Source organism: Paroceanicella profunda, from assembly GCF_005887635.2.
In the GTDB taxonomy this organism is placed as follows: domain Bacteria; phylum Pseudomonadota; class Alphaproteobacteria; order Rhodobacterales; family Rhodobacteraceae; genus Paroceanicella; species Paroceanicella profunda.
Window position 1 is genome coordinate 3,697,911 of sequence record NZ_CP040818.1, and the last position, 26,686, is coordinate 3,724,596.

The 26,686-nt window shown below is 69.4% G+C and carries 27 protein-coding genes and 1 tRNA gene; 9 read left to right on the top strand and 19 right to left on the bottom strand.

Going from position 1 to position 26,686, the window contains the following annotated elements:
• Positions 1-593 precede the first annotated feature (593 nt).
• Positions 594-1,217 carry an FMN-binding negative transcriptional regulator gene (locus FDP22_RS16530; RefSeq protein ID WP_138575382.1) on the top strand — a complete coding sequence of 208 codons (624 nt, stop codon included), beginning with the start codon at positions 594-596 and terminating at the stop codon, positions 1,215-1,217.
• Positions 1,218-1,705: 488 nt separating this feature from the next.
• Here the strand turns inward: FDP22_RS16530 and FDP22_RS16535 are convergent, their stop codons facing one another.
• From FDP22_RS16535 to FDP22_RS16555, 5 genes are all read right to left on the bottom strand, one after another.
• Positions 1,706-2,347 (bottom strand): phosphoribosyltransferase family protein, encoded by a 642-nt coding sequence (locus tag FDP22_RS16535; RefSeq protein ID WP_239031808.1) that lies wholly within the window; start codon positions 2,345-2,347, stop codon positions 1,706-1,708.
• A 30-nt stretch (positions 2,348-2,377) separates the two neighbouring features.
• Entirely contained in the window at positions 2,378-3,043 is a 666-nt protein-coding gene (locus FDP22_RS16540; RefSeq protein WP_138575384.1) for an energy-coupling factor transporter transmembrane component T family protein, read from the bottom strand.
• Positions 3,022-4,566 (bottom strand): ABC transporter ATP-binding protein, encoded by a 1,545-nt coding sequence (locus FDP22_RS16545; protein ID WP_138575386.1) that lies wholly within the window; start codon positions 4,564-4,566, stop codon positions 3,022-3,024. The genes FDP22_RS16540 and FDP22_RS16545 overlap by 22 nt, the downstream gene beginning before the upstream one ends.
• Before the next feature lie 10 nt (positions 4,567-4,576).
• Positions 4,577-5,149 carry an aminotriazole resistance protein gene (locus tag FDP22_RS16550; protein WP_138575388.1) on the bottom strand — a complete coding sequence of 191 codons (573 nt, stop codon included), beginning with the start codon at positions 5,147-5,149 and terminating at the stop codon, positions 4,577-4,579.
• A 455-nt stretch (positions 5,150-5,604) separates the two neighbouring features.
• Positions 5,605-6,261, bottom strand: a complete 657-nt coding sequence (locus FDP22_RS16555; protein WP_138575390.1) for a phosphoribosyltransferase family protein — start codon at positions 6,259-6,261, stop codon at positions 5,605-5,607.
• A 165-nt stretch (positions 6,262-6,426) separates the two neighbouring features.
• Between FDP22_RS16555 and FDP22_RS16560 the strand changes: the two genes are divergently transcribed.
• Positions 6,427-7,344 (top strand): LysR family transcriptional regulator, encoded by a 918-nt coding sequence (locus FDP22_RS16560; RefSeq protein WP_138575392.1) that lies wholly within the window; start codon positions 6,427-6,429, stop codon positions 7,342-7,344.
• Positions 7,345-7,960: 616 nt separating this feature from the next.
• Here FDP22_RS16560 and FDP22_RS16565 read toward each other — a convergent pair.
• The 6 genes from FDP22_RS16565 to FDP22_RS16585 all read right to left on the bottom strand — a co-directional run bounded on the left by FDP22_RS16565 (position 7,961) and on the right by FDP22_RS16585 (position 12,741).
• The gene (locus tag FDP22_RS16565) at positions 7,961-9,199 is read right to left on the bottom strand and encodes an aminopeptidase (RefSeq protein WP_138575394.1); all 1,239 of its coding nucleotides are present in this window, start codon (positions 9,197-9,199) and stop codon (positions 7,961-7,963) included.
• Entirely contained in the window at positions 9,192-9,809 is a 618-nt protein-coding gene (locus FDP22_RS25375) for a hypothetical protein (protein ID WP_430225497.1), read from the bottom strand. The genes FDP22_RS16565 and FDP22_RS25375 overlap by 8 nt, the downstream gene beginning before the upstream one ends.
• Positions 9,754-10,227, bottom strand: coding sequence for a DUF2380 domain-containing protein (locus FDP22_RS16575; protein WP_138575396.1), 474 nt, complete (start codon positions 10,225-10,227; stop codon positions 9,754-9,756). Before FDP22_RS16575 ends, FDP22_RS25375 begins: the two co-directional genes overlap by 56 nt.
• A 326-nt stretch (positions 10,228-10,553) precedes the next feature.
• The gene (locus FDP22_RS25190; RefSeq protein ID WP_277884138.1) at positions 10,554-10,688 is read right to left on the bottom strand and encodes a hypothetical protein; all 135 of its coding nucleotides are present in this window, start codon (positions 10,686-10,688) and stop codon (positions 10,554-10,556) included.
• Between the two features lie 88 nt (positions 10,689-10,776).
• On the bottom strand, positions 10,777-12,411 hold the full coding sequence (gene groL, locus FDP22_RS16580) for a chaperonin GroEL (protein ID WP_138575398.1): 1,635 nt from the start codon (positions 12,409-12,411) through the stop codon (positions 10,777-10,779).
• Between the two features lie 42 nt (positions 12,412-12,453).
• Positions 12,454-12,741, bottom strand: coding sequence for a co-chaperone GroES (locus FDP22_RS16585; RefSeq protein WP_138575400.1), 288 nt, complete (start codon positions 12,739-12,741; stop codon positions 12,454-12,456).
• 685 nt (positions 12,742-13,426) lie between these two features.
• Here FDP22_RS16585 and FDP22_RS16590 point away from each other — a divergent pair.
• The 6 genes from FDP22_RS16590 (at position 13,427) to FDP22_RS24575 (ending at position 17,253) form a co-directional block, all read left to right on the top strand.
• Positions 13,427-14,161, top strand: coding sequence for a Crp/Fnr family transcriptional regulator (locus FDP22_RS16590; protein WP_138575402.1), 735 nt, complete (start codon positions 13,427-13,429; stop codon positions 14,159-14,161).
• Between the two features lie 202 nt (positions 14,162-14,363).
• Positions 14,364-14,660 (top strand): hypothetical protein, encoded by a 297-nt coding sequence (locus FDP22_RS16595; RefSeq protein ID WP_138575403.1) that lies wholly within the window; start codon positions 14,364-14,366, stop codon positions 14,658-14,660.
• A complete protein-coding gene (locus FDP22_RS16600; protein ID WP_138575405.1) occupies positions 14,657-15,010 on the top strand; it encodes a hypothetical protein in 354 nt (117 codons plus the stop codon). Before FDP22_RS16595 ends, FDP22_RS16600 begins: the two co-directional genes overlap by 4 nt.
• The gene (locus tag FDP22_RS16605; protein ID WP_138575407.1) at positions 15,011-15,817 is read left to right on the top strand and encodes a transglutaminase-like domain-containing protein; all 807 of its coding nucleotides are present in this window, start codon (positions 15,011-15,013) and stop codon (positions 15,815-15,817) included.
• A 69-nt stretch (positions 15,818-15,886) separates the two neighbouring features.
• Positions 15,887-16,018 (top strand): hypothetical protein, encoded by a 132-nt coding sequence (locus FDP22_RS25195; RefSeq protein WP_277884139.1) that lies wholly within the window; start codon positions 15,887-15,889, stop codon positions 16,016-16,018.
• A gap of 1,061 nt (positions 16,019-17,079) precedes the next feature.
• Positions 17,080-17,253: a hypothetical protein gene (locus tag FDP22_RS24575; protein ID WP_170317736.1), complete on the top strand. Its 174-nt coding sequence runs from the start codon at positions 17,080-17,082 to the stop codon at positions 17,251-17,253.
• 313 nt (positions 17,254-17,566) lie between these two features.
• Here FDP22_RS24575 and FDP22_RS16615 read toward each other — a convergent pair whose 3' ends face one another.
• The 5 genes from FDP22_RS16615 to FDP22_RS16635 form a co-directional block, all read right to left on the bottom strand.
• Positions 17,567-18,196 (bottom strand): hypothetical protein, encoded by a 630-nt coding sequence (locus FDP22_RS16615; protein WP_138575409.1) that lies wholly within the window; start codon positions 18,194-18,196, stop codon positions 17,567-17,569.
• A 96-nt stretch (positions 18,197-18,292) separates the two neighbouring features.
• Positions 18,293-19,012 (bottom strand): hypothetical protein, encoded by a 720-nt coding sequence (locus FDP22_RS16620; protein WP_138575411.1) that lies wholly within the window; start codon positions 19,010-19,012, stop codon positions 18,293-18,295.
• A gap of 138 nt (positions 19,013-19,150) precedes the next feature.
• Positions 19,151-21,598 (bottom strand): calcium-binding protein, encoded by a 2,448-nt coding sequence (locus tag FDP22_RS25200; RefSeq protein WP_138575413.1) that lies wholly within the window; start codon positions 21,596-21,598, stop codon positions 19,151-19,153.
• A 106-nt stretch (positions 21,599-21,704) separates the two neighbouring features.
• Positions 21,705-22,088, bottom strand: a complete 384-nt coding sequence (locus FDP22_RS16630; protein WP_138575415.1) for a hypothetical protein — start codon at positions 22,086-22,088, stop codon at positions 21,705-21,707.
• Between the two features lie 265 nt (positions 22,089-22,353).
• Positions 22,354-22,905 carry a hypothetical protein gene (locus tag FDP22_RS16635; RefSeq protein ID WP_143972269.1) on the bottom strand — a complete coding sequence of 184 codons (552 nt, stop codon included), beginning with the start codon at positions 22,903-22,905 and terminating at the stop codon, positions 22,354-22,356.
• 62 nt (positions 22,906-22,967) lie between these two features.
• Between FDP22_RS16635 and FDP22_RS25380 the strand changes: the two genes are divergently transcribed.
• Positions 22,968-23,531 carry a site-specific integrase gene (locus FDP22_RS25380; RefSeq protein WP_430225498.1) on the top strand — a complete coding sequence of 188 codons (564 nt, stop codon included), beginning with the start codon at positions 22,968-22,970 and terminating at the stop codon, positions 23,529-23,531.
• Between the two features lie 59 nt (positions 23,532-23,590).
• Here FDP22_RS25380 and FDP22_RS16645 read toward each other — a convergent pair.
• The 3 genes from FDP22_RS16645 to lon form a co-directional block, all read right to left on the bottom strand.
• Positions 23,591-23,666 (bottom strand) — tRNA-Val (locus tag FDP22_RS16645).
• Between the two features lie 11 nt (positions 23,667-23,677).
• On the bottom strand, positions 23,678-23,920 hold the full coding sequence (locus FDP22_RS16650; RefSeq protein WP_170317737.1) for an HU family DNA-binding protein: 243 nt from the start codon (positions 23,918-23,920) through the stop codon (positions 23,678-23,680).
• Between the two features lie 171 nt (positions 23,921-24,091).
• Positions 24,092-26,485 carry an endopeptidase La gene (lon, locus tag FDP22_RS16655; RefSeq protein WP_138579070.1) on the bottom strand — a complete coding sequence of 798 codons (2,394 nt, stop codon included), beginning with the start codon at positions 26,483-26,485 and terminating at the stop codon, positions 24,092-24,094.
• Positions 26,486-26,686: the final 201 nt, after the last annotated feature.

A 26,686-nucleotide genomic window follows, 5' to 3' on the forward strand; every position in this document is an offset into this window, starting at 1 on the left:
CCGGTCACGCCGGCGGGGCGGCCCGTCGCCACGGCCCTCGCCCACGCCTGTCGCGTGACCGATGTCATGACCGCGCGGCGCCGGTCTCCCCGGCATGTCCCGGGAACGGCGCGTGCCCGGGGGAGCCTGCCCGCGCCTGTCGCGTGACCGGCGTCCTGACACCGCGATGCCTGTTTCACAGGGCAGATCCTGGGAGCCGGGGAGCCGCCGACACGGCCTCGCCAGCATTCCGTCGCGTGTCCGCGGTCCTCCCCCGCGCTCCGGCTGTTCCTCGCGAACCCCTCCCGTCAGGCCATGCGCACGGGAGCCCGCCGACGTCGCCCTGGCCCGCACCGGTCGTGTGTCCACTGTCATGTCACCCCGGCCTCCGCGGCCCGTCGGCTCACGCGCGCGGAAGGCCGGCGGAGACGGCGCGCCTGACCCGTCCGGGCCGGGCGGGAGCGCAGAGCTGCAGCCCGCGGGCCTTGCCAGCCCCCCGCGTTCCCGCCCCCGGCCGGGCTTGTCTCCGGCGCGCGATCCCTGCACTCTGGGCGGGAACGGCCCTCCCCCGGCACGCCGGGAAGCCGCACGGCCCCGCAGTCATTGGAGCACACATGTACACGCCTTCCGCCTTCGCCGTTGACGACCGGAACGAGATCTTCGCCGCCCTGCGCGCCGTGCCGCTGGCCAGCTACATCACCGCCCACGCCGACGGCCCGCAATGCACCGCGCTGCCGCTGTTCCTGGAGGCGGAGGAGGGCGAGACGGGCGTGCTCTACGGTCATTTCGCCCGGGCCAACCCGCACTGGCGCGCGGAGGTGCTGGGCGACGCGCTGGTGGTCTTCCAGGGCCCGGACGCCTACGTGAGCCCGGGCTGGTATGCCACCAAGCGGGAGACCGGGAAGGTGGTGCCCACCTGGAACTACGCGGCGGTGCATGTGCACGGCACGCCGGAGTATTTCGACGATCCGGAGCGGCTGCGCTCGGTGGTCTCGCGCCTCACCGACAGGCACGAGGCCGGGCGGCCGGCACCCTGGGGCCTGGGCGACGCACCGGCGGATTTCGTGACCAGCCACCTGCGCGGCATCGTCGGGCTGCGCCTGCCGATCTCGCGCATCGAGGGCAAGCGCAAGATGAGCCAGAACCGCTCCGAGGCCGATCGCCGGGGCGTGGCCGCGGGCCTCTCCGCAAGCCCGCGGGAAACGGACAGGATCGTGGCCGGCATGATCCCGGACTAGGCGCGCCGCCGCCCCCCTTGCGAAGGCGGGACTGCCTGCGCCCCCGGGCGGAAGCGACCGTCGTCCCGGGAAGCGGGTCGGTCTCTCCCCGCGCTCACGCGGCGGGCAGAGGGGCTCTCACCGTCCCTCGGGGCGCGGCTCCCCGGAGCGCGGCAGCCGCAGGCGCTGTTCTCCGGGTTCGGCGTTCTCCGCCCCCCCCGCTCAGACAGGGCGACCGGCATTCTCCCGAGTGACTGCCCCCTCTGGCGCGAGAGGCAAGCCGCCCTTCCGGAGGCGGGAGCCCCGGGTGGGTCGCCTGGCGGCGCGGCTCCCGGCCGGCGTGACGCCCGGGGACGGCGCCGGCCCTCTCCGGGCCTTGTCCCGTGGCGGGGGACGCCGCGAGCACCTGGCAAGTGACATCACCCGGCCCTTGGGGGGCCGGCCCCCCAAGGGCCGTCGCGGCAGGCGGCGTGGACCCTCCGGCGCGGCCCCTGCCCCGCCGCCGGCCCTCAGCTTCCGGGAATCGGCTCCCAGGCCCCGTCCGGGCCCGGCGCGAACTGCGGGATATGCGCGAGGGAGACCAGCAGCCCGGCATCGGGGCCCAGCATCGTGCGCCAGTCCTGCGCCTCGGTGAGGATCACCCCGGCGCCGACCACGTTGCCGCCTGCCCGGCGCACCAGGTCCAGCGCCGCCTTCAGGCTGCCGCCGGAGGCCACCACGTCGTCGACCACCACCACGCGCCGGCCGGCGACGAGCGGGATTGCCTCGCGGTCCAGCAGCAGGCGCTGCTCGCCCTTCGAGGTGATCGAGGTGAGCTTCTGCTCCAGCGCGTCGGCAAGGTGCAGCTTGGGCGATTTCTGCAGCACCACGTACTGGTCCAGCCCCAGCGACCGGGTGGTCTCGATCGCCACGGGAATGCCCAGCGTGGCCGGGCCCACGATGATCTCCGGTTCCAGCGGCGCGATCTTGCGGGCCAGTTCGCGGCCCGCGTGCTCACCGAAACGCACCCCGAGATCGATCACCATCATCAGCGAGATGGCGAAATCCGGAGTGATCGGAACGATGGGCAGGTCCAGTGCGAAACCGGCCACGTCCACCGACCATGTCTGCCGCCGTGCGGGCTGCTCGTCCATGTCCTCAGTCCTCTTCATGCAATGCGTTTCGGGGGGTGTGAGGCCCTGTCACCCGGGCCATTTCATCCTCGGCTCCACCATCAGGCCCACCTCGCGCCATGTGGTGCGCTTGCGGCCCAGGTCGAAGCCGTAGAGCGACAGCGAGAAGGAGATCGCGTAGGCGGTGCGGATGGCCTGCACCAGCAGCGGCACCCCGCGCGCCAGCGCGAAGCGCAGCTTGCGCAGGAAGCCCACGTCGTCGATCTCCATGCCGCGGGCGCGCTGGGCGTCGGCGATGCGCTCGAACTCGTCGCGCAGCATCGGGATGATGCCGAAGGTGAGCGAGAACACCAGCGTCACCACCGGGGGCAGGCGCGCCGCGCTGCAGGCCGCGAGAATAGCGCCGGGCGTGCTGGTCTCCATCACGAAGTAGAAGGCAGCGGTGGTCGACACCAGCCGTGCCGCCATGCGCGTCGCGGTGCCGGCCGCGTCGCCGAGGTCCATGCCCTGCGCCAGCAGGTTCACCAGCCAGCTCACGATCACCATGCCGGTGAGCAGCGCGGCGCCCTTGAGGTAGCCCCCCAGCCGCGGCACCCGCGCCAGCCACAGCCCGGCCACGCACAGCAGCGCGAACGGCAGGCTCCAGTGCCAGTGCGGCAGCAGCCAGGCCCCCCCGGTGAGCACGAAGGCAATGGCCAGCTTCACGAAGAAGTTCACGTCATGCAGCCGGCCCATGCGGCGCCCTCCCGTCCGATGCCACAGGGCGCGCCCCAGCCCAGGGCGCGGAAGGCCGGGCTGGCCCATCCCTCCGCGAGCGCCCCGTCGAAGGCGATGGTGCCGCCGGCCACCACGGCCAGGCGGGTGGCGACATCGTCGACCAGTTCGAGATCATGGGAGATCAGCATCACCGCGCGGTCGGTGAGGGTCATCCGCTCGAGGAAGGTCTCGAGCAGGTGGCGCCCCTGCAGGTCGCGCGCCAGCAGCGGCTCGTCGATGATGGCCACCGGCGCGCCGGTCGCATCGGCGCAGGCCAGGCCGAGCTGGCCCTGCTGGCGGGCCGACAGCGCGAAGGGATTGGCCTGCGCCAGCCCGCCCAGCCCATAGCGCTCCAGCGTCTCCTGCGCCCGGGTGCGGGCCGCGTCCTCCTCCCCGGTGCGCCCCATGCGGATGGCGAAGACGACCTCCTCGATCACCGTCATGTGGAACAGAATCTGCCGCATCGTCTGCGGCACGTAGGCCAGGCGCGTGGCGCGGCGCGCGGTTGTCCAGCGCTCGGCGCGCGCGCCCTCGATCTCCAGCGTGCCGCCGGCGGCCGGCATCAGCCCGAGGATCGCCTTCATCAGCGTGGTCTTGCCGGCGCCGTTGCGCCCGATCACGCCCAGCACCTCGCCGCCGCGCAGCGTGAGGTCCAGCCCGTCGAGCACCGGCGTGCCGTCGGCGCGGGCCAGCTGCGTGATCAGCCCGCGCAGGCGCAGAAGGTCGCGCCCCGGAGGGGCGGCGGGGCGCACCGGGCGCTGCCGCCCGGGCGCGAGCAGGCCGGCCTCGCGCCAGACCGCGGGCTCCCCCATCAGGGAGGCGGCCTGCACCGGCGCGCTCAGCCCGCCGCCGCGGATCAGCGACACGCTCTCGGTGACGGCGCTGAGATGCGCCGGGTCCTGCTCGGCGACGATCAGCCCGCGGCCCTCGCAGGTGGCCCAGTCCAGCGCGGCGCAGAGGCGGCCGCGGGCGGCGGGGTCCAGCCCGGTGGTGGGCTCGTCGAGGATCAGCAGCTCCGGGCGCGAGGCCAGCGCCGCGGCCAGCACCACCATGCGCCGCTCGCCGCCCGAGAGGGTGAGCACCCGGCGCCCGGCCAGCGGCACCAGCTCCAGGTCCTCCATCAGCGCGCGCACCCGGGCGCGGATCTCGGCGCGCGGCAGGGCGCGGTTCTCCATCGGGAAGGCGATGATGTCCTCCACGCCGAGGTCCCAGAGCTGGTCCTCGACGGCCTGGGCCACGTAGCCGGTGCGCGAGAACAGCTCGTCACGCGGGATGCCCGCGATGTCCCTGCCCTGCAGGCACACCCGACCCGAGAAGACCGGGATGGACCCGATCCGCGGGATCACCCCCGCGAGCGCGGACAGCAGGGTGGTCTTCCCGCTGCCCGTGGCACCGCAGATCAGCCGTCGCTCTCCCCGGTGCAGGACGATGTCGATGCCGGAGAGCGCGGGCGCGCCCTCCCGGAAGCCCAGCGTGAGGGACTCGGCAGTCAGAAGGGGCATGTCCGTCCGATCAGAAGCGCTTGAAGCCGGCCGGGTGGGCGCTGGCGAGGATCTTCTGCGCCGGCACCACCAGCAGCGGCGTTCCGATCAGCATCGGGACGATGTCGGACAGGCCGAGGTAGCCCACCGCCCACCAGAACGGGAAGATGCCGAGGAAGGCGAGGCTGGCCGAGACCGCCACCACCATCACCAGCCCGACCACGAGGCAGACCAGCGCGATGCGCAGCAGCGCGTTGCGATCGACGCTCGTGCGGCCCGGCACGAACATCAGCCCCGGAACCAGCCCGGTGAGCCCGACCATGATGCCGTCGACCAGCAGCGAATGCGCCGGGATGAAGGTGCCCGCGAACAGCGACCACACGATGGTGCCGAGATAGCCGCAGATGAAGCCCGAGCGCCAGCCGAGCAGGATGCCCACCAGCGGCGGCAGGAAGGCGAAGATCCGCCACTGGATGACGCCGGGAACGAGCTGGATCGGGTTGGCATAGGCCCAGAGCACCCCCGTGGCCGCCGCGGCGACGATGGAGAGCACGAGCGGGAAGAGGGTGGTGCCGCTGTCGGGGGAGGATGTGGTGCTTGTCATGGTCGGTTTCCCTGTTGGTGTGATGGACTGGCCGACGTTGCGGCCGCGACCCGGGCCCTTGCGGCGACGGATCGAAGGCGTGGTCTGTCCGCGGCCGGGCCTCCTCCCCAGGACCCCGGTGCCGCGGCGAAGGCGTGTCGCGTCGCGCTGCAAGGGCGCGTCGCGTCCCGCCGCGAAGACTGGTCGCGTTCCACCGCGAAGACTGGTCGCGTTCCGCGACGGGCCTGCGCCACCTTCGGCGACGCGGGCATGTCGCGCCCGGCAACGCAGGCGTGTCGCGCATCGCGCCGCAGGCGCGTCAGCCAACCCGCCGCAGGCGCGTCAGGCAACCCGGCGAGAGGCGGCCCGCATCGCGAGAGGCGGGCGCGCCGAACGTCACGCCGCGGACGCGCCAGGCACCCTGGCGCAGGCATGTCGCGTCCCGCGGCGCCGGGGCGTCGCGGAGCGCCTCGTCGTCAGCCCGTGCGCAGGGCACGCCGTTCCGGCGCCACCGGGGCGAGGCTGTCCGGGTCGGGACGGGCCACGCCGCCCTCGATCCGGAAATGCGGGATCTGCCCGAGACTGCGCACGAGGGCCGCGTCCGGCCCCATCGCCTCGCGCCAGGACTGGCCCTCGGTGAGGATCGACAGCGCGGCCAGCACCTCTGCGCCGGCCCGGCGCACCAGGCGCATCGAGGCGGCCATGCTGGCGCCGGTGGCGATTACGTCATCGACCACCACCACCCGCCGCCCCTGCAGGCGGGCGATCTGCCGGCGGTCCAGCAGCAGCTTCTGGGGCATGTTGGTGGTGATCGAGCGAACCGGCTCGACCAGCGCGTCGGCAAGGTGGAACTTCGGCGATTTCTGCAGGATGACATACTGGTCGAGGCCCAGATGCCGCGACACTTCCATGGCCACGGGAATGCCCAGCGTGGCCGAGCCCACGACGATGTCCGGCCGGAGCGGCGCGCAGAGCGCCGCGATCTCGCGCCCGACCATCTCGCCGAAGCGCAGTCCCATGTCGATGACCATCAGCAGCGCGATCGCGCGCTGGTCGTCCAACTCCAGCACCGGGAGGTCGATCCGGTGCCCGGCCACGCTCACCGTGTATGTCTCCGGCGCGATCTGGCGCATTCCGTCTCCTGCATCACCGGCCCCCGGCCTGGCGCGCCGGGGAGCCTCACCCGTTTGCCCCGGTCGCGCGCGGGCTGCAAACGTCAAGAATCCAACACGGTGTTGAATTTTTTTCACCCCTGTCCGAAGCTGGCACCTCTCCTGCCGTCCAGCCCCGGAGCGCCGATGAAACGCGTGCTTTTCTCCCGATTTACCAACTACCTGGACGAGATTGTCCGGCTGGGCTCGATTCGCCGGGCGGCGGAGAAACTGCATGTCTCGCCCTCCGCGATCGACAAGCAGCTGCTGCGCGCGGAGCAGGAAATGGGCGTGGCCCTGTTCGAGCGTCACCCGCGCGGCGTCAGGCTCACCTCCGCCGGCGAGCTGCTGATGTACCGGGTGCGCAACTGGCAGAAGGACCTGCGGCTGATCGGCATCGAGATCGAGGAACTGCGCGGCCTGCGGCGGGGCGAGGTGCGCATCGCGGCCGCGCAGGAGGCCGTGTTCGGGCTGCTGCCCCAGGCACTGGCCGCCTTCGCGCGCGAGAGCCCGCAGATCACGCTGAAGGTGAGCGTGGGGGAGTCCGAGCGGGTGCGGCAGATGGTGATCGACGGCCAGGCCGACTTCGGCCTCACCTTCAGCCCGCGGCCGCTGCCCGGCGTGGCCGTGGCGCGCGACATCGGCTTCCAGCCCTACGCGCTGATGCCGGATGACGGGTCCGGGCGGCGCAGCACCACGCTGGAGCGTTTCTTCTCCCGCCCCAGCATCGTGCCGGACGCGAGCAGCCACCTGCGCGACATGCTCGACATCGCCGCGGCGCGCGCGGGGCTGTCGATCACGCCCGCGCTCACCTCCAACAGTCCGGAGCTGATGCGCGAGCTGGTGCGCGAGGGCTGCGGCCACGGGATGATCGCGCTGTGCCCCGCCGCGGCGGGGCCGCCGGGGCCGGGCATCGTCGCCCTGCCCTTCCGCGCCGGAGTGCTGCCGGCGCTGACCCTGTCGCTGATCACCTCGCACGATACCGCGGCCTCCGTGGCCGCGGTGCTCGCCAAGCAGCATTTCGAGCTGTTCCTCGATGCGCTGCGCGAGCGCGCGGCGCCCTGAACCGCCCCGCCCGATGGCCAGCCCCGGTGCGGCGAATTCCACGGCTCCGCGGCCCAGTCCGACCGCGGCGCGTGAGCCGGGCGGATCGCCCTGGCAGGGTCGCGGACAATGCATGTGACACCGGCCGGTGCCGACACATCAGCCCGAAACGCACCAGCCCTGACTGGCGTCGGGACCCGCCCCACCCGCCGCGCAGAGCGCCAGAAGCCCGGCGGCCGCACCGGCCTGACACGAAACCGGAGCCCGCGTGCCCCGTGGGCCCGGCACGAATCCGGAGCCGGCCTGCCCCGCGGGCCCGGCGCGGGGGCCGGACCTGACGCGCCACGCGAGCCGCGCATTGGGGGGCCGGACGTGACGTGCCGCATGGGCCGGGCACGGAGGCCGGGCCTGACGAGGCTCACCGGCCGGGAACGGCGTTCTGTTCAGATCCGCTGCACCACCGGGCCCCGCCATGCCGGAAGGCCTGGCAGGTCAACCGGGCGGGCACATGTGCCGGGCCTGAAGCCCGGCGCATCCCGTCACCCCGGGCGCCGCCGTATCGGCAGCCCCGTGGAGCGCCCGGCATCGCACCCGGAACCGCCGTTGCGACGGTGGCCCGGCGTCCGCAACGCGTGCGTCACTCTGCCCATTCGCCCTTGCGGAACACCGGAACCCGGGTGCCATCGGCGGTGATGCCGTCGATGTCGGTCTCCGGCCCGCCGATCATCCAGTCCACATGGATCATGCTGGCGTTGCCGCCCCGCGCGGCAATCTCCTCCTGCGAGAGGGTGGCGCCGTTCAGGAAGCACTTGGAATAGCACTGGCCCAGCGCGATGTGGCAGGAGGCGTTCTCGTCGAACAGGGTGTTGTAGAACAGCAGCCCGGAGGCGGAGATCGGCGAGGAATGCGGCACGAGTGCCACCTCCCCCAGCCGGCGCGCGCCCTCGTCGGTGTCCAGCAGCTTCAGCAGCACCGCCTCGCCCCGGCTGGCGCGGGCCTCGGTGATGCGCCCGCCCTCGAAGCGCACCTCGATGCCCTCGATCAGGCTGCCCTGGTGCGAGAGCGGCTTGGTGGCGCGCACGACGCCCTCCACCCGGGCGGCATGGGGCGTGGTGAACACCTCCTCGGTGGGGATGTTGGGATTGCAGACCACGCCGTTGCGCGCCTCGGACGCGCCGCCGTGCCACTCATGCCCGTCGGCGAGCCCGACGGTGAGGTCCGCCCCCGCGCCGGTGTAGTGGAGGGCGGCGAAGCGCTGGCCGTTGAGCCACTGCGTGCGGGTGCGCAGGGCGGCATTGTGCGCCTGCCAGGCGGCCACCGGGTCTCCTTCCGTCACGCGCGATGCGGCGAAGATCGCGGCGGTGAGCTTCGCGACGGCCTCCGCTTCCGGCAGGTCCGGGAACATCCGCCCGGCCCAGGCCGCGCCGGGATAGGAGGCGATGGTCCAGTTGATGTCGAAATTGGCGATCTTCTCCAGGGCCGGGCGGTAGGCGATGGAATTCGCCTTGCCGGCGCGCGAGACCTTGTCCTGGTCCTCCTCGGAGAGCAGCATCGGGTCATCCCCCACGATGGCCATGCGCGCGGCGCCGGCGTCATAGGCCCGGGCCATGCCCTCGTAGAGCCAGTCCGCCGCGCGGTCGAAGCTCGCGTCCGAGGCATTGCGGTAGCGCGCCAGGGTGAGGTCCCCGTCGGAGAAGATCGGCGTCACCAGCCCGGCACCGGCGCGGTAGGCGGCCGCGGCCACCCGGCGCACCAGCGGCAATGCCTCGATCGGGGCGGTCAGGATCAGGTCCTGCCCGGGTTGCAGGTTCAGCCCCACTTTCACGGCGACCTCCGCAAGACGGTCGAGGTGCTGGGGGTCGATCGGGTCAGTCATGGGAGCCTCTCTCGCTGTTGGCCGGCGGAGGTTCGATGAAGGCCGCGCCAAGGTCAAGGCCGGGCGGGCCTGCGGCTCCCCCCCGGGTGCCGGACGGACCGCCGTCGCCGGCCAGGCGCCGCCCGTCCTTGTGTCCCTGTTCCTGAACCCGGAGCGCGGTCCCTGTCGCTGCGCCTTGGGCTCCGGGCTCCGGGCTCCGGGCTCCGGGCTCCGGGCTCCGGGCTCCGGGCTCCGGGCTCCGGGCTCCGGGCTCCGGGCTCCGGGCTCCGGGCTCCGGGCTCCGGGCTCCGGGCTCCGGGCTCCGGGCTCCGGGCTCCGGGCTCCGGGCTCCGGGCTCCGGGCTCCGGGCTCCGGGCTCCGGGCTCCGGGCTCCGGGCTCCGGGCTCCGGGCTCCGGGCTCCGGGCTCCGGGCTCCGGGCTCCGGGCTCCGGGCTCCGGGCTCCGGGCTCCGGGCTCCGGGCTCCGGGCTCCGAAGAAGGCAGCCTTGCCGGGCGCGCGAACGCAAGGGCCCGCGCGGGCGTGCCGGGCGGGGCCGCCAGCCGGGGATGGCGCGGTCAGGGGGTCCGGAGATTGTCGACCAGGAACTGCCCGGCGCGCCGCCAGCTCTCATCCGTGTCACCGCGGAAGTTCAGCTCGCGCTTCTGCACCACGGCGCGCCGGGGCACGTCGACGATCTGGACATACATCTGCATGATGAGTTCGGAGGTCTTGACCACCACCATGAACAGCGCCTGGTCGGCGCCCGCGGCAGCGGCCACGTCGATGAGGCATTGCGCGTCTTCCGTGGGGCAGCCGGTGCTCACGTCACGCGGGGCGATCAGCAGCGTCTCGCCGTAGCGGGCCGCGAGGTCGCGCCCAAGGGCGTCGCCCATCGCGTCGATCCGCGCGCCGTGCACGGCGGCCTGGTCGGTGCCCTCCCCGGAGGTGTCGAGCAGCTTGATGGGCATGATCCCGAGGGTCAGGGCCTGGCCCGGCCCGGCCAGAACCGCTCCCAGACACAGCACCGCACTCATGAGAAACCCGCGCATCGCCACCTCCCGTGATGGGGAAAGTGTAGCGCGTCTCGCCACGGCGGACAATCGCCCGCGCCGGCCCGGGGCCTACGATCAAGGTCCCATGGCCCCGGCACGCCCGCGCCGAGCGCGGAGACGCGAAAGCCCGGCCGGAGAGGCATCCGGCCGGGCAGGATCATTCAGGCGTCACCGGCGGGAGCATCCGGCCGTGCAGGATCGCGCAGGCGTCACCGGGGCAGGCACCCGGCCGGGCAGGATCGCGCAGGCGTCACCGGCGGGAGCATCCGGCCGTGCAGCATCCTGCAGGCGTCACCGGGGCAGGCATCCGCCGGGAACACGCCTCATTTCTTCTTCTTGTCGCCGATGTTGAGCGGCGGCTTGCCCTTGGTGAAATCGGCTGTGGCCGACACCTTTTCCTTGATCTTCTTCGGCTTCTTCGCCTCGCGGCTGCCGCGCTTCTTGTCGTCCTTCGACATGGTGACGTCTCCGAATGTTGAGGGGGGTCGGGAGGGCGGCGGTGCTCCGGGCGTGCCTGGAGGGGCCGCCCCGGAACGGGCGCCCGGCTTACATCATGCCGCCCATGCCATCCATGTCCGCGCCACGGCCGGCCGCGGCCTTCTCGGGGCGGTCGGCGATCATCACCTCGGTGGTGATCAGCAGGCCGGCCACCGACGCCGCATCCTCCAGCGCGATGCGCACCACCTTGGTCGGGTCGATGATGCCGGCCCGCAGCATGTCGACATAGGTCTCCGTCTGCGCGTCGAAGCCGAAATTCGCATCCATGCTCTCGGTCACCTTGCCGGCGACGACGGAGCCGTCCACCCCGGCATTGTCGGCGATCTGGCGCAGCGGGGCCTGGATGGCGCGGCGCACGATCTTGATGCCGGCGTCCTGGTCGGCATTCAGCCCGCGCAGCTCGGCGAGCACGCGGCCCGCCTGCACCAGCGCCACGCCGCCACCGGGCACGACACCCTCCTGCACCGCGGCGCGAGTGGCGTTCAGCGCATCGTCGACACGGTCCTTGCGCTCCTTCACCTCGACCTCGGTGTTGCCACCCACCCGGATCACCGCAATGCCGCCGGCCAGCCGGGCCAGCCGCTCCTGCAGCTTCTCGCGGTCGTAATCGGAGGTGGTCTCCTCGATCTGCGCGCGGATCTGGGCGACGCGCGAGGCGATCGCCTGCTTCTCGCCCGCGCCGTCGATGACGGTGGTCGTGTCCTTGGAGATGGCGATCTTCTTCGCCGAGCCGAGCATGTCCATCGTGACATTCTCCAGCTTGGTGCCCAGATCGGCGGAGATGAGCTGACCGCCGGTGAGCACCGCGAGATCCTCCATCATCGCCTTGCGGCGATCCCCGAACCCGGGGGCCTTCACGGCCGCGACCTTCAGCCCGCCGCGCAGCTTGTTGACCACGAGGGTCGCGAGCGCCTCGCCCTCGATGTCCTCGGCCACGATCAGCAGCTGCTTGTCAGCCTGGATCACCGCCTCCAGCAGCGGCACCATGGCCTGCAGCGAGGAGAGCTTCTTCTCGTGCAGCAGGATCACGCAATCCTCCAGCTCCACGATCATCTTCTGCGCGTTGGTCACGAAATACGGGCTGAGATAGCCACGGTCGAACTGCATGCCCTCGACCACTTCGGTCTCGGTCTCCAGCCCCTTGTTCTCCTCGACGGTGATGACACCCTCGTTGCCGACCTTGGCCATCGCATCGGCGATCTGGCGGCCGATGGCCGCCTCCCCGTTCGCGGAGATGGTGCCGACCTTGGCGATCTCGTCCGTGTCGCCGACCGGGCGGGACATTGCCCGCACCTCGGCGATCACCGCCGTCACGGCCTTGTCGATGCCGCGCTTCACGTCCATCGGGTTCATGCCTGCGGCAACCGCCTTCATGCCCTCGCGCACGATCGCCTGGGCCAGGACGGTCGCGGTCGTGGTGCCGTCTCCGGCTTCGTCATTGGTGCGCGAGGCAACCTCGCGGACCATCCGGGCGCCCATGTTCTCGAACGGGTCGGAGAGCTCGATCTCCCTGGCGACGGTCACGCCGTCCTTGGTGATGCGCGGTGCGCCGTAGGACTTGTCGAGCACCACGTTGCGACCCTTGGGGCCGAGGGTGATCTTCACGGCATTGGCCAGCGTGTTGATGCCCTTGAGCATGCGGTCACGGGCATCTGTGCTGAACTTGACGTCTTTGGCGGACATGTGGAGCGCTCCTGTAAGTGAATGATCGGCCGGGCGACGGGATCAGGCCATGATGCCGAGGATGTCGCTCTCCTTCATGATCAGGAGCTCCTCGCCATCGAGCCGGATCTCGGAGCCGGACCACTTGCCGAACAGGATCCGGTCACCGGCCTTGACGTCCATGGCGATCCGGTCTCCGTCCTCGCCGGTCGCGCCGGCGCCCACGGAGACGACCTCGCCCTCCTGCGGCTTTTCCTTCGCGCTGTCGGGAATGATCAGCCCGCCCGTGGTTTTCGCATCGGCTTCGATGCGGCGGACGAGAACCCGGTCGTGGAGTGGGGTGAAAGGCACGGAAACGCTCCTTTTCGAGACGTCAAAAGCGGCTTGGCACAGCTGCGTGGCGATGTCGTGATGCGGGGTTGGCACTCATGGGAACCGAGTGCCAGTGCACTGCAGATGGCGACGATGCCACGTCGCGGCAATGCCGGCGCAAGAATAATGTTGCGAAGCTCTCTCGAAAAAAATGCGTGGCATTGCAATTTGATAAACTGCTATAAATATCAAATACTGAAGATGATTTCGGGACAATTCCCGATGTCTTGTGTTTTACGGGCGGGATCGGGGGGTCCCTGGCTCGGCAACCCTGGGTTTCCGTCTGCCCCCGCCCGGCCTTGCGGTCTGCGCACCGGGTTTCCGCAGGGGATGATCAGGCCGGCCGCGGCCCGGCTGATCCGTGCGTGCCGCGGGTCGGTGACGCGCTCCTGTGTCGCCCCGGCAGCGCGCTGCGGGCCGGCGGTCCCCTGATCGGGACGACGCCTGCAATCGGTTCTCGCCGTGAGCGGCGCGTCGCACGTGGCGAGGGCCGGCATCCCTGTTCGGGCACGGTGCGGGTCCTCCCCCGGGAGGCGGCATGGCATCCGGGCAGCGGCCCGACACGCTTTCGCAGCATAGCAGGACTTCCGGCACCCAGGACTGATGCAGAGCAGTCCCGCCGACACCGCGTTCCGAACCCTGTCACGGCGCTCCGGAGGGGCCATTGTCCAGCATCGAAACCAGCCCTCTCACGCGCAAGCTCCGCGCCTTCGTGGCCTTCTCCGGTCCGGAACTCGCCGTGCTCGACCGCCTGCACCGCCGCAAGCGCGCCTTCGTGCCCGGGCGCGATCTCGTCCAGCAGGGGCAGTCCGAACAGGCCGCCTACATCCTGGCGGAGGGCTGGGTGTGTTCCTACAAGGTCCAGCCGGACGGCACGCGCCAGATCGTCGATTTCCAGATTCCGGGGGATTTCCTCGGCCTGCGCAGCATCCTGCTGCACACGTCGGACCACAGTGTCGAGCCGATCGTGAGCATCCAGGCCGCGGAAGTGCTGATCGAGGACCTTCTGGAGGCCTTCTCGGACACGCCGCGGCTGGCCATGGCCATCCTCTGGATGGCCTCGCGCGATGAGGCGATGGTCGTCGAGCATCTGGTCGGCATCGGCCGGCGCGACGCGGAACAGCGCATGGCGCATTTCCTGCTGGAACTGGGCGCCCGCCTCACGCTGGTGGGCATGGGCAGCCGGGCGGGCTATGACTGCCCCCTCACGCAATACCATCTGGCCGATGCGCTGGGGCTGAGCGCGGTGCACGTGAACCGGGTGCTGCGCAAGCTGCGCGAGGACGGCCTCGTCACCTTCCGCGACGGCCGTGTGACCTTCCTCGACCATGACCGGCTGGTGGGGCTGGCGCAGTTCGACCCGGCCTATCTGGAGCATACCGGCCCGCTGCTGAAATGAGGCGGGGGCCCGGCCGCGCGCCCGCCCCGCATTCCGGCGCCCGCTCCGGGCCTGCCCCCGGCCGGACACTAACCTCGATCAGTACGCGGACGGGGCGCCCGGCCTATGCTGTTGCGAAGAACGGGTGGTGCCGCGGCGATCCTCCGGCATCTCCCGGCCTGGCCGCAGGGGGCGGCTTTCGACATCCGGGGGGAAGTCTCACATGAACATGCGCTCATCCCGCCGGATGGTGACGTTTTCCCGGCCCTTCACCCTGCCCGGCTACGCGGACCAGTTCCCCGCCGGGGCGTACGAGATCCTCATCGAGGAAGAACAGATGCAGGGCCTCAGCTTCGAGGCTCATCGCAGGACGGCGACCTTCATGACCGTTCATCGCCGGGGCGGCCGCACCGAGATGCGCCAGATACGCGAAGCGGATCTGGCCGCCGCCCTGGCCGATGACACCGCATCGAGAGATGCACGCGACGGGGCGCTATCCCCGCAGGAGAACCAGAAATGAACATCCCCGTATGGCTGAAACCCGGCATCTACGGTGCCGTTGTCGGCGCGATCGTTGTCGGCGTGGTCGGATTTTCCTGGGGCGGCTGGGTGACCGGCGGCGGCGCGAACAAGATGGCGACCGAAATGGCCCATGACGACGTGATCGCGGCCCTCGTGCCCGTGTGCCTGGACAATTCGCGAACCGACATCGACCGTGTCGAGAAGCTGGCGGCGATCAAGAGCGCCTCCACCTACAAGCGGCGCGACGCGGTGATGGAGACCGGCTGGGCGACCGTGCCGGGTTCCGAAAAGCCGAACCGCGATCTGGCCCAGGCCTGTGTCTCGGTTCTCGAACTCGATGCGTCATGAATGCGGATCAGTTTGGGATGCCGCTTCCGCTACAGCCTTCCGCAGCCGACACCGATCATCGCGCTGCTCAACGTGCACAGTTCCCGCGTCGGCGATCTTGAGCGGCCGGACTACCTGATCTCCGCGCCCGCCGTTCCGCTGGACAGCTACCGCGACGGCTTCGGCAACTGGTGCACGCGCCTGCTGGCCCCGGCGGGCGATTTCACCCTCTCGGTGGACAGCATTTTCCGCGACAGCGGCGAACGCGATGTCGTGGCCACGGGAAGCCGCCAGCACGCGGTTCAGGACCTGCCGTCCGAAACGCTGACCTACCTGCTGGGCAGCCGCTATTGCGACACGGACCTGCTGTCCGAGGAGGCCTGGCGGCTGTTCGAGAACACGCCGCCCGGCTGGGCGCGCGTGCAGGCGATCTGCGATTTCGTGCACCGGCACGTGGTCTTCGGCTACGAGAACGCCCTGGCCACGCGCACCGCCTCGCAGACACTGGCGGAACGGCGCGGCGTCTGCCGCGACTTCACGCATCTCGCGATCACCTTCTGCCGCTGCATGAACCTGCCGGCACGCTACTGCACCGGCTACCTCAGCGACATCGGCGAGCCGGAGCCGCACGCGGCGGGGGATTTCGCCGCCTGGATGGAGGTCTATCTCGATGGCCAGTGGTGGGTGTTCGATCCGCGCAACAACGCGCCGCGGATCGGCCGGATCCTCATCGCGCGCGGCAGGGACGCGGCCGATGTGCCGCTGACCCAGACCTTCGGGCCGAACACGCTGACCGACTTCCGGGTCTGGACCGACGAAATCCGCTGACGCGCCTCTCCCGGCGCCCCCCCCCTCACCCGGACCGCACTCCGTCGCGGCCAACAAGGAGATACTGCAATGTCCTTCAAGGACCTGTCTGACAAGGCCACCGAGGCCGCCACGCCTGCCAAGCCGACGAAACCCGCCGCGGCAACCCCGGCCCCGGACGCCGGCACGAAGGCGCCCGCCAAGGATCCGAAAGCGTCCTGACGCAACCGGGAGGGGGCAGCTCCTCCCCGCACACCACAACCGGCCGGGGCCGCCGCGCATGCGGGGCAGCTCCGGCCGCATTGCGTTCTGCCTGCCGGAGGCTTGCCCTCCGAAGCGCCGCCCCGTCCACACCTGCGCGGGCATTCTGCAGGGAAGACGCATGCGACCATCGCCCGAAGCGGACGCATGCCCCCGCCCGTGCACATGACGGGAGCGGGCCCCGGCCAGGGGCGCCCCCACCGCCGGCACGGACGGCCTTCAGGAAAGAGCGCACGCGCCGGGATCCGCAGCCCGCGACAGCAGGCGTGGCGACCAACCACGGCCGCATGACCGTTCGGTCGCCGACCAGGCCGAGTGTCGGGCGCCGCGACGGCGCCCGACCTCCGCACTGCATCCCGCTGACGCTGACCATCGCGGCGCGCTCCGCGGCATGCCGGAGCTGCTTCGGCATGGAGTGGACCCGCAGCGCGCGGGATCCCGGCCCCGCAAGGTTCAGAAACCGGGAAGCCTTCGCGGATCCTGCTGACACATGCCAGCCAAGCCTCTGGAAATCATGGTGGGCGGTCAGAGGCTCGAACTCCCGACATCCTCGGTGCAAAGAGAGCATCCGCCGCCCAAGCCATCGACTTCCCGTCAAGCGTACAGCTCTTGGCTGGGTCATGTTCTCCATATGCCCCATCAATTCTGGTGCGCGCAGGTTCGGCGAACCAGGGCGCACATCGTGAAATGCCCTTCACTCGCCAACGCACACCATCACATCACGTCGGCGACACTGAATCGTGGACCATCCGCCACGGTGGTCAGCTCATCACCGTCGTTCGCCAACAGCCGCAGCTGCCGTTCGAAATCCTCCACTTCTCGTGGGTGTCCCCGCAGTGGCATCAACCGGCGGCGCGATGCACTGCTTCACCCTGGAAGAGACTTTGGGAAGATCATGCAATGGACGTTTCCAAAGGTGCTGCTATCCAAATGGTATCGAGGCGTTCCGAAGATAGTGATCGTCGCGCTCGCGCGCCGCAAACGATGCCGAGGCTCGCCTTGAACGAGAGAAAATTGCGTACTTGGCGAATATTGATGTCGCCATGGGTCAACATCTTCCGGCTTTAGATGCCGAAGGGGCCTCTGCCATCATTGCCCGTCGAGCCGTGAAGGTAGTACAGGGCCCAGCCGCCCGCTTCGACGCGTTGTGCGAAGAATTGAATGTCTTCAGCGAGCACGGTGTGAGGGAGGCCTGAACCTCAACCTGCGCGTCGCTATCGCGCTCACTCGAACAACACGTGGCAGCGCCTACACTTCGGATCAGCGCGGCTATGCCCTCAACTTTTCGGAAGCTTGTCAGTGTCATTGGGAGAACGGGAGGCCATGTGCGCCAGCTCCAGCGCGGCGCAGCCGGCCGAGTAGCTCGCCGTGAAGTGCCTCACCAGCAGTTCGCACGCAGATCCAGCGCAGCGCCAATCTGGCGCAGGATCGACATCACGAATGGATCGACGGCCGGATCCGGTCGGCCCGGGTTCGCGGTCGGAATCTTCTCGCCCACCCCGAGGTGGATCACCCCCTCCGGGTGAGAGGTCGAGATCGGCTACGCCGTCTTTCTCTCCCTCGCTGCCGCGTGGCGGATGATCCATGATCGTGGCCGCCCGGGGCCACATCGGCGACGGCCTCCAGCGCATCGGCCGCCTGCTGGCGCATGCCCCGCGCGATCTTGCGCAGCGCGTGCGGCCCGCCCTCCGCGGCGATGGCGAGGTCCTCGGCGTGGTTCGGCGGCCGGTCGATCACCTGCGCGATGAGCGCGCCCGACTCCGCCAGCCCCGCCTCCATCCGGTCGCGGCGGATCAGCTCGCCCTTCAGCTCGCGCAGGCGCAGGCTCTCGCGCTCGGCCGAGATCCACGCGCCCAGGCGCTTCGCCTCGTCGAGACTGGTCGAGGATCGGTCGGCGCGCTGGTCCGCCTCGCGCCCGACAGACGGGCTGCGGGCCCAGTCGCCGAACTCACCCACCAGCAGCTCGAAGCGTGCGATGGGAATGCGGGTGACGAAGCCGCGCATGTCGCGTTGCAGCTCGCCCGCGAACTCCGGGTGCCGCTTGGCGAGGTGCGCGATCTGCCGGCTGATTGCCTGCCGGGACACGCCCCGGCGCTCTGCCGTCTCGCTCACCGTCAACATGACAACCTCACCGGTCAACACCGTCAACACTCCTCCTCAACCTGCCTTGCTGGCAAAGCACCGGGGTGCGAATTACCCACCGGCGCCCGAACCCCCGGAAGGACCCGTGCCCGGTCAGCGCGCGGTCGCGATTGCCTTGGCCATGGCCTCGGCGAGATGCCGCTCGAACCGCGCCTCGGTGACGGCGTTCGAGGTCGCGTAGAAGTCGAGCTTCGGCGCGTACCTCGGCGGCCGCCTGGCGAACAGGAACACGGGCTCGACCCGTCCGCCCCTCCTGAGCCAGATGCCCGGAGCGAGCTTGCTGTCGAAGTCGTCGCCGGTGATCACGAAGTAACGGTCCGTGTGCCGGCTGCGCCGCCGCGACCTGCCGGTTTCGTTCGCCGTGGTGTCTCGCTGCGCGTGGAGCTGGCTCAGGATGCGGTTGATCTGCCCCCGGCCCGGGTTGCCATAGCTGTTGAGCTTGGCGCCCGATGCCGGAACGATAAAACGGTGGCGTCCGGTGAGCCCGGCCCTAGCTTCGAGCAAGCCCTCGATACCGGTCTGCCCACGGCGCCCGCCTTCCTCCTGCACTTCCAGGAAGTGCCGCTTCGACTGCGCAGTCTTCCGCTGGACACTCGCCTCCGGCTTCCGCTTGGTCGCGCGCGAGAGATAGAAGGCGTTCAGCGTGAAGGGCGTCGGTCGGTCGAAGGCCAGGCGGGTCTGGTCGCGGATCGCGTCGAGGACATCCTTCGCGGTCTCGTTGAGCGCGACCGACAGAGCGAAGGGCAACTGCTTCTGCGCCACGTCACTCAGACCGCGCTCGAACCGGCGGAAGTCCGCCTCGATACGGAACATGGCGCCCTCGATGTGTGGGAAATGGAAAGCCCCGCACCGGGTTCCCGGGCGGGGCTTCTCTACTGTGCATTCAGGGGCCGATTGCGTGTTCAGGTGTCAAGAGAGGATAAGGGGACTGCCCCTCCTCCCGCTTCCGTTTCAGACGAACACGAAGTTCCCCGCCCCGAGGTCGCCCAGGCTGGTGTTCTCCAGCGTGAGCTGCTCGCCGGTAGCTAAGTCGAACACCGCGTCATCGCCCGACTGGGTGGCGATGGTGGTGAGCTCGGCGTAGCTGTCCATCGCGGCACCGAAGCCGGAGATGCGCACGATGTCGACGCCCAGCTCGAAGTCGGTCACCCGCGCCACACCGTCGAGCCGGGCGAAGGCGAAGATGTCGGCACCTGCCCCGCCCTCGAGGGTGTCGATGCCAGAGCCGCCGGAGAGGAGGTCATCGCCCGCGCCGCCGTAAAGGTGGTCGTCGTCGCTGCCGCCGTGCAGGCGGTCGGCGCCATCACCGCCGAAGAGCGCGTCCTCGCCCCCCTCGCCCAGCAGCAGGTCGTCGCCCGCCTCGCCGTGCAGCGTGTCATGGTCGGAGCCGCCGTCGAGCCGGTCGTCGCCCTCGCCGCCATAGAGCAGGTCGGAGCCGATGCCGCCGTCGAGCATGTCGGCCCCCTCCCCACCGCTGACCGTGTCGAGCCCGGCATTGCCGAAGAGCATGTCGTCGCCCGCACCGCCATCAATCGTGTCATCGTCCGAACCGCCGTAGACGCGGTCGTTGCCGTCGCCGGCGTCGATCATGTCTCCGCCGATGCCGGCGGCGTTGATGAGGTCGTTGCCGGCACCGCCGTAGATCTGGTCAAGGCCGCCGATGTCGTGGATGCGGTCATTGCCCTCACCGCCTTCGACGAGGTCGTCGCCCGAGCCCGACATCAACCGGTCGTGGCCGATGCCGCCGAACAGCGAGCTGCCGTCATTGCCGGACTGAAGGATGTCGTCGCCCGCGCCGCCGTAGAGCCGGGCAGTGCCCTGCATGTCGATGAGATGGTCCGCGCCATCACCGCCGTAGATCTGTTCGTCGCCGGCGCCGCCCTGGATGGCGTCGTCGCCCTCGTCGCCGAACAGCCGGCTGTTGCCCGTGCCGCCGAAGATCCGGTCATCGCCGAGGCCGCCATAGGCAAAGCCCGCGCCCGCGCCCATGCGCAGCGTGTCGTTGCCCTCGTCGCCAAGAAGACGCACGCCGTCGAAGGTCGAGACATCCGTGATCACGTCGTCATCGGCGCCGCCGCGCATCAGCATGGCGTCCTCGCTGCGGATGATGTCGGCGCCGTCTCCGCCGAAGATGGTGCCGAGGCTGTGGTCATCCCCCGAGACCGCGTGGCCCATGATGACGATCACGTCATATCCCGCGCCGCCGGACACCGTGCCCCAGAGGCCGTACTCCCCCGAGATACGGTCATTTCCATCGCCGCCATAGGCCAGCAGCAGCTGCGTTCGGGTGAACTGCAGCTCATCATCGCCGTTGCCGCCGTAGAGCCTGCCGCTGCCGATCAGCAAGTCGTTGCCATCGTTGCCGTAGAGAGTGGCGTCTTCACCCTCCAGCGTGTCGTTGCCCGCGCCGCCAAACAGCCAGCCGTTGGAGCCGTCATAGGTATAGCCGGCGTAGAGCGTGTCGTCGCCCTCGCCGCCGTAGAGATGATCACCGCCGCCATTGCCGAACAGCGTGTCGTTGCCGGAGCCGCCATAGACGGTCTCGGCGACCTGCTCGCGATAGCTCAGCGAATTGCCATAGAACGTGTCGTCGCCCGCGCCGCCATAGATCAGCGTACCATCGCGCTCGCCGCAGAAGGTGTCGTCATCGTCGAGCCCCTGGGTGCGCACTACCACCTCGCCATCAATGGAGCCATCACCGTTGGCGATGGTGTAGGTGAAGCGGGCCAGGGCCTGCTGCGAGGCCGGCAGGCTCTCGTCGAGCAGATCCGGCCGGTAGACGAAACGCCCCGAGGGCTCGACCGTGAGGGTGCCGCTGCCGGGCAGTGCGATGGTGATGCCGTTGCCCACGGGCATGCCGTTGACATGGGTCACCACAGGCCGGCCCTGCTGGGGGTTGAACTCGTCGGCGCCGGAGCCGTTGTCCGCCAGCAGGTTGCCGCTCTGCGTACCCGTGCCGGGGAAGGAGAACGCATCGTCGAGCGCGAGAACGCCGGTGTGCGTGAGGGTGGCAGTGAGGTCGATCGGCGCGTTGTGAAGCCAGCCATCGCGCGTGCGGAGCGCAAAGGTCAGGGTGTCGTCCGCCAGGAGCCGAGCGATCTCGGCACGCGGAAGCTCGATGGTGGCAAGCCTGTTTTCGGTCTGGAGCGATTCAAAAACGATATCACCGAAGGACCGGCCCTCGATGATCAGCTCGGTGGACAGCTCGTCATACCCCTGGCCGAGATTGTCCGAGAAATTCAGCGTGAGCGTCGCCGGACCGGACAGGAATTCGTCGGGCAGTTCCTCCATGGCCAGAGCGATTTCATATCGCCCGAAGCGCTCTCCCGGCACCTGCGGCAGACCAGTCGCATTATCCCAGATATCGTCGAATTCTACACTCGCACTCGTATGCACCATGACGCAATTCCTTCGTTAAAATTGGAACGTTTCCCCTGCAACGGACAATTGCGCATCTTTCGGTTCAGCGCAAATCGCCCGTGCGCAGGAGGAAGCTGCGCCACAATTACGACGGAATTGAGGCGAGCGCCCAGAGAGCATCGGCCGCGACGGCGAAGACCTGGCGCAGATCCTCGACCATGTTCCCTGCCTGCCGGCGACTTCGCGCGAGGCCATCCGGGAGGTACCGCCCCTCGCAGCACACGTGCTCCACGACGGCTCTGGCATCGTCCGGGGCCTGCCGGGCGAGCCGCGCGTAGCGGTCCTGCGCCTCCAGAAGGATCATCATCCGGTCGTCGGGCCGGGGGGAGCTGTCCACCCGTGGCTGCGAGAGATCGACCGTGGGCGGGCGCTGGCGGCCCTCCCAGGCATCGGCCGGGGCAAGGCCCGCTGCGCGCTGCTGCTGGTCGAGGATGCCCCGCACGCGCATGTCTTCGATCGCGTGCGGCACGCGGCGGCGGCGCCCGTTCGCATGTTCCGGTACTGCTCGGTGATCATCCGCAGCCGCGCCCGGGCGCCGACCTCGCGCTGCTCGGTGTCCCGGGGCACGATCCGGGGCGCGCCCGTCCGCGCATCCCGCACCACCTTCACCCGGCAGACCTCGCCCCGCGCCACGGCGACCGAGCGCGTCACGCTGGCCCCGGCACCCCAATCCGCGCCACCGAGATTCACATGCGGCAGCGTCGTCGCCACCTTCTGCTTCCGACCCACACCCATCACTGCTCTCCCGACATGTCTTCGCCGCGCACCAGCTGCGCGGCCATCTTCTCGCGCCGGTCCCAGAAGCCCCGGAACCGGGCATCGTCCTCGGAGAGCGCCTGCCCTGCCGCCAGCCGTTCCTCGATGATCACCAGCCGGCGACGCTCCTCCGCCGCCTGCTCGCGCAGCTGCGCCAGGGCGTACTCGGACGTGGGCGGCGGACCCGGCTTCACCAGCGCCGAGAGCAGAGGGCCGGCCCAGCCTTCCGCCTGCGCGCGCCGGCCCACGGCACAGGCCATGAAGCTGGTCACCTTGCGGTCGAAGCCCGGCGGCGGCGCGCTGATCGTGCGCGCGAACTTCACCACCCGCACCTCGCGCGGCCAGCGATCCCCCGCCTTGCCCTCGCCCATCGTCATCAGCCCCTCGGCCAGCGTGGCGAGGTCGGCCCGGTCGAGATAGGCGAGCTTGGCCGCGATGCGCTCCAGCTCCGCCCGGTGCGCCTCCACCGTGGTGCCGGCGGGTCGCTGGAAGCCCGATCCGATCAGCCGGTCGATCACCAGTTCGCGCACGGCGGCCTGCGCCGCTGGTGCATGGCCGCCGTGCGCTCCGCGGCACCGCGCAAGGTGGCAGCATGAACGACACCACCACCATGCCCCGCTGGGAAGAGATGCGCTCGGAGATCGACCGGCTGCTGGGCGTGGAGATGGAACTCGACTTCAGGCTTGCCATCCTGCTCATGCAGACCACCGCAGTCCGCGTGTCGGCCGTTCTGGAACCCACATGGTCGAGGGTGGATCTGGAGCGTGAGCAGGTGAGCCTGCGCCGCGATGGGGCCGGGCCGCGCAAGGGGCCGATCGTGCCAATCAACATGGCGCTACGGGCAGCGCTGCTCTCCGCGCGCCAGGGTGGCTTGTCCGACCGCGTGATCGAGCGGGGGCGGAGGGCCCGTGCGGTCCATCCGCAAGCGCTCCTCCAACGCAGTCGCGAGAGCCGGCCTGAAGGATGTCTCGCTGCACGTCCTCCGGCACACCGCCGCGGTGCGCATGGCCGAAGCCGGCGTGCCGATGGACGAGATCTCGCGATAGCTCAGCCACTTGAACACGCCCATCACATCGAGCGCTTGCACGCGATTCTCGCCTCAGTGTTGGTCGGAAGTGGCGGAGGCCTTGGAGTTCGGAGGCTCCCGCAAAGTTGAGTGAGCCAGAGGTCACTTCGTATTATGACGAGAGTTTCTGGCCAAGCCTCTGAAAAACATGGTGGGCGGTGAGAGGCTCGAACTCCCGACATCCTCGGTGTAAACGAGGCGCTCTACCAACTGAGCTAACCGCCCGCGCGGCGGGATCAACTGCTTGCAGGCTCGGCTTCGGACTTCGTAGCGAGCACCAGCTTGTAGGCCGTCCTCTGCTCCTCACCCTCACCGATCTTGCGCACCACGATCCGGCCGAGAGGGGGAATAACAACAACTTCCCCGGCTTGCAACTGCCCGTGGATGGCGGTGAGCAGCGCGTCGGCGATTTCACGCACCTGGCGCTTGGGCTTGCCGGTCGCTTCCACGACCTGCTCGATCAGTTCCATCTTCTTCATGTTTCTTCCCCCTGCGTGCGCTCGATGCGGCGCCTCACGCATGGGGCGAGCTTGCCTGAGATCCGGCGCATTGCAACAGTTTCCGGGCCGCGCCGCGCATGAAAATGGCGGGCAGTTTCCTGCCCGCCACGTCGGGGGTGCCGGGGCACCCCAAGGTCGCGATGTCACCGCTCAGTGCGCGGTGAGGTCCGTCTCGGCCGGCTTCGCCTGCGGCGGAATATCCGCCTCCGGGCTCCACTCGATGGGTTCCGGCTGGCGGATGAGCGCCACCTTCAGCACCTCGCGGACGGATTCGACCGGGATGATCTCCATGCCCGATTTCACCGAATCCGGGATGTCGCGCAGGTCCTTCACGTTCTCCTTCGGGATCAGCACCGTCTTGATGCCGCCACGCAGGGCAGCGAGGAGCTTCTCCTTCAGCCCGCCGATCGCCAGCACGTTGCCGCGTAGGGTCACCTCACCGGTCATCGCCACGTCCTTGCGGACCGGGATGTCGGTGAGCACCGAGACGATCGAGGTCACCATGCCCACGCCCGCGGAGGGGCCGTCCTTCGGGGTCGCCCCTTCCGGAACATGGACATGGATGTCCATCTTCTCGAACTCGGTCGGCTTCACGCCCAGCGAGATCGCCTTGGAGCGGACGTAGGAGGAGGCCGCGTCGATGCTCTCCTTCATCACGTCGCCAAGCTTGCCGGTGGTCTTCATCCGGCCTTTGCCGGGCAGTTTCAGCGCCTCGATCTGCAGCAGGTCGCCACCGACTTCCGTCCAGGCCAGGCCGGTGACGACGCCGACCTGGTCGGTGTCCTCCGCCAGCCCGTAGCGGAACCGCTTCACGCCGAGCATCTCCTCGAGCTTCTCGGGCGTGACGACGACCGCCTTGGTCGCGCCTTTCACGATCTCGGTCACCGCCTTGCGGCACAGCCGGGCCAGCTCGCGCTCCAGGTTCCGCACGCCCGCCTCACGGGTGTAGGTGCGCACGATCTCCAGCAGCGCGTCATCCTGCAGGATGAACTCGCCCTTCTTCAGCCCGTGCGCCTTCTCCTGCTTGGAGAGCAGGTGACGCTTGGCGATCTCGACCTTCTCGACCTCGGTGTAGCCCGAGAGCGGGATGATCTCCATCCGGTCCAGCAGCGGCCGCGGCAGGTTGTAGCTGTTCGCGGTGGTGAAGAAGAGCACGTTCGACAGGTCGTACTCCACCTCCAGGTAGTGGTCCATGAAGGTCGAGTTCTGCTCCGGATCGAGCACCTCGAGCATCGCGCTCGCGGGGTCGCCGCGGAAGTCCTGGCCCATCTTGTCGATCTCGTCGAGCAGGATGAGCGGGTTCGTGGTCTTGGCCTTCTTCATCGACTGCACGATCTTGCCGGGCATGGAGCCGATGTAGGTCCGCCGGTGGCCGCGGATCTCCGCCTCGTCCCGGACACCGCCGAGCGAGATGCGGATGAACTCGCGCCCCGTGGCCTTCGCCACCGACTTGCCAAGCGAGGTCTTGCCGACGCCCGGAGGGCCGACGAGGCACAGGATCGGCCCGCGCAGCTTGTCGGAGCGCGACTGCACGGCGAGATACTCGACGATCCGCTCCTTGACCTTCTCCAGGCCGTAGTGGTCGTCGTTGAGGATCTTCTCGGCGCGGGCGAGGTCCTTCTTCACCCGGCTCTTCACGCCCCAGGGAATGGCCAGCATCCAGTCGAGGTAGTTGCGCACCACGGTCGCCTCGGCCGACATCGGCGACATCTGGCGCAGCTTCTTCAGCTCGGCCAGCGCCTTGTCCTTGGCTTCCTTGGTGAACCTGGTCGCGTTGATCTTCTCCTCGTACTCGGAGGCATCGTCACGACCGTCCTCGCCATCGCCCAGCTCGCGCTGGATGGCCTTCATCTGCTCGTTCAGATAGTACTCGCGCTGGGTGCGCTCCATCTGCGTCTTGACGCGGCTCTTGATCTTCTTCTCGACCTGCAGCACCGACATCTCGCCCTGCATCAGGCCGTAGATCCGCTCCAGCCGCTCACCGACGTCGAAGACCTCCAGCAGCCCCTGCTTCTCGTCGAGCCGCACGCCCAGATGGCCGGCGATGGTGTCGGCCAGCTTGGCAGGCTCGGTGAGATCGGCGACGGAGGCCACGGTCTCGTCCGGCACGTTCTTGTTGAGCTTGGCGTATTTCTCGAACTCGGCGGCGATGGTGCGGGTGAGCGCCTCGATCGTGGACGGATCGTTGGCGGTCTCCTCGATCAGCGTGGCCTCGGCCTCGAAATAGGAGTCGTTCTCGATGAAACGGTCGATGTGCACGCGCGACTTGCCCTCGACCAGCACCTTCACGGTGCCGTCGGGCAATTTCAGCAGCTGCAGAACGTTGGCGATGACCCCGACCTCGTAGATATCCGAGTCCGCAGGCTCATCGATGGACGGATCCCTCTGACTGGACAGAAGGATCTGCTTGTCTTCCTTCATCACGTCTTCCAGCGCCCGCACGGATTTTTCGCGTCCCACGAAAAGCGGAACCACCATGTGCGGAAACACGACGATGTCGCGCAGCGGAAGGACCGGATAGGAAACACTGCCTGAACTGCTCATGTACTTGTCCTTTCTGCAAGGCGCCCTGCCCCGGCGCATCCAGCGGCATGACACCCCCAATTCGGGCTTCACATTTGGGGTGACCCCCCGCCGGGTTCAAGCTTGGACCGGCTGTCGGGTGCCTGATGTGAAGCCGGCCCCGAGTCAGTGTGTCACTGATCTTTCAAGGAAGTGTGCGCTGCCACGCCGGCGCCCGCAAGC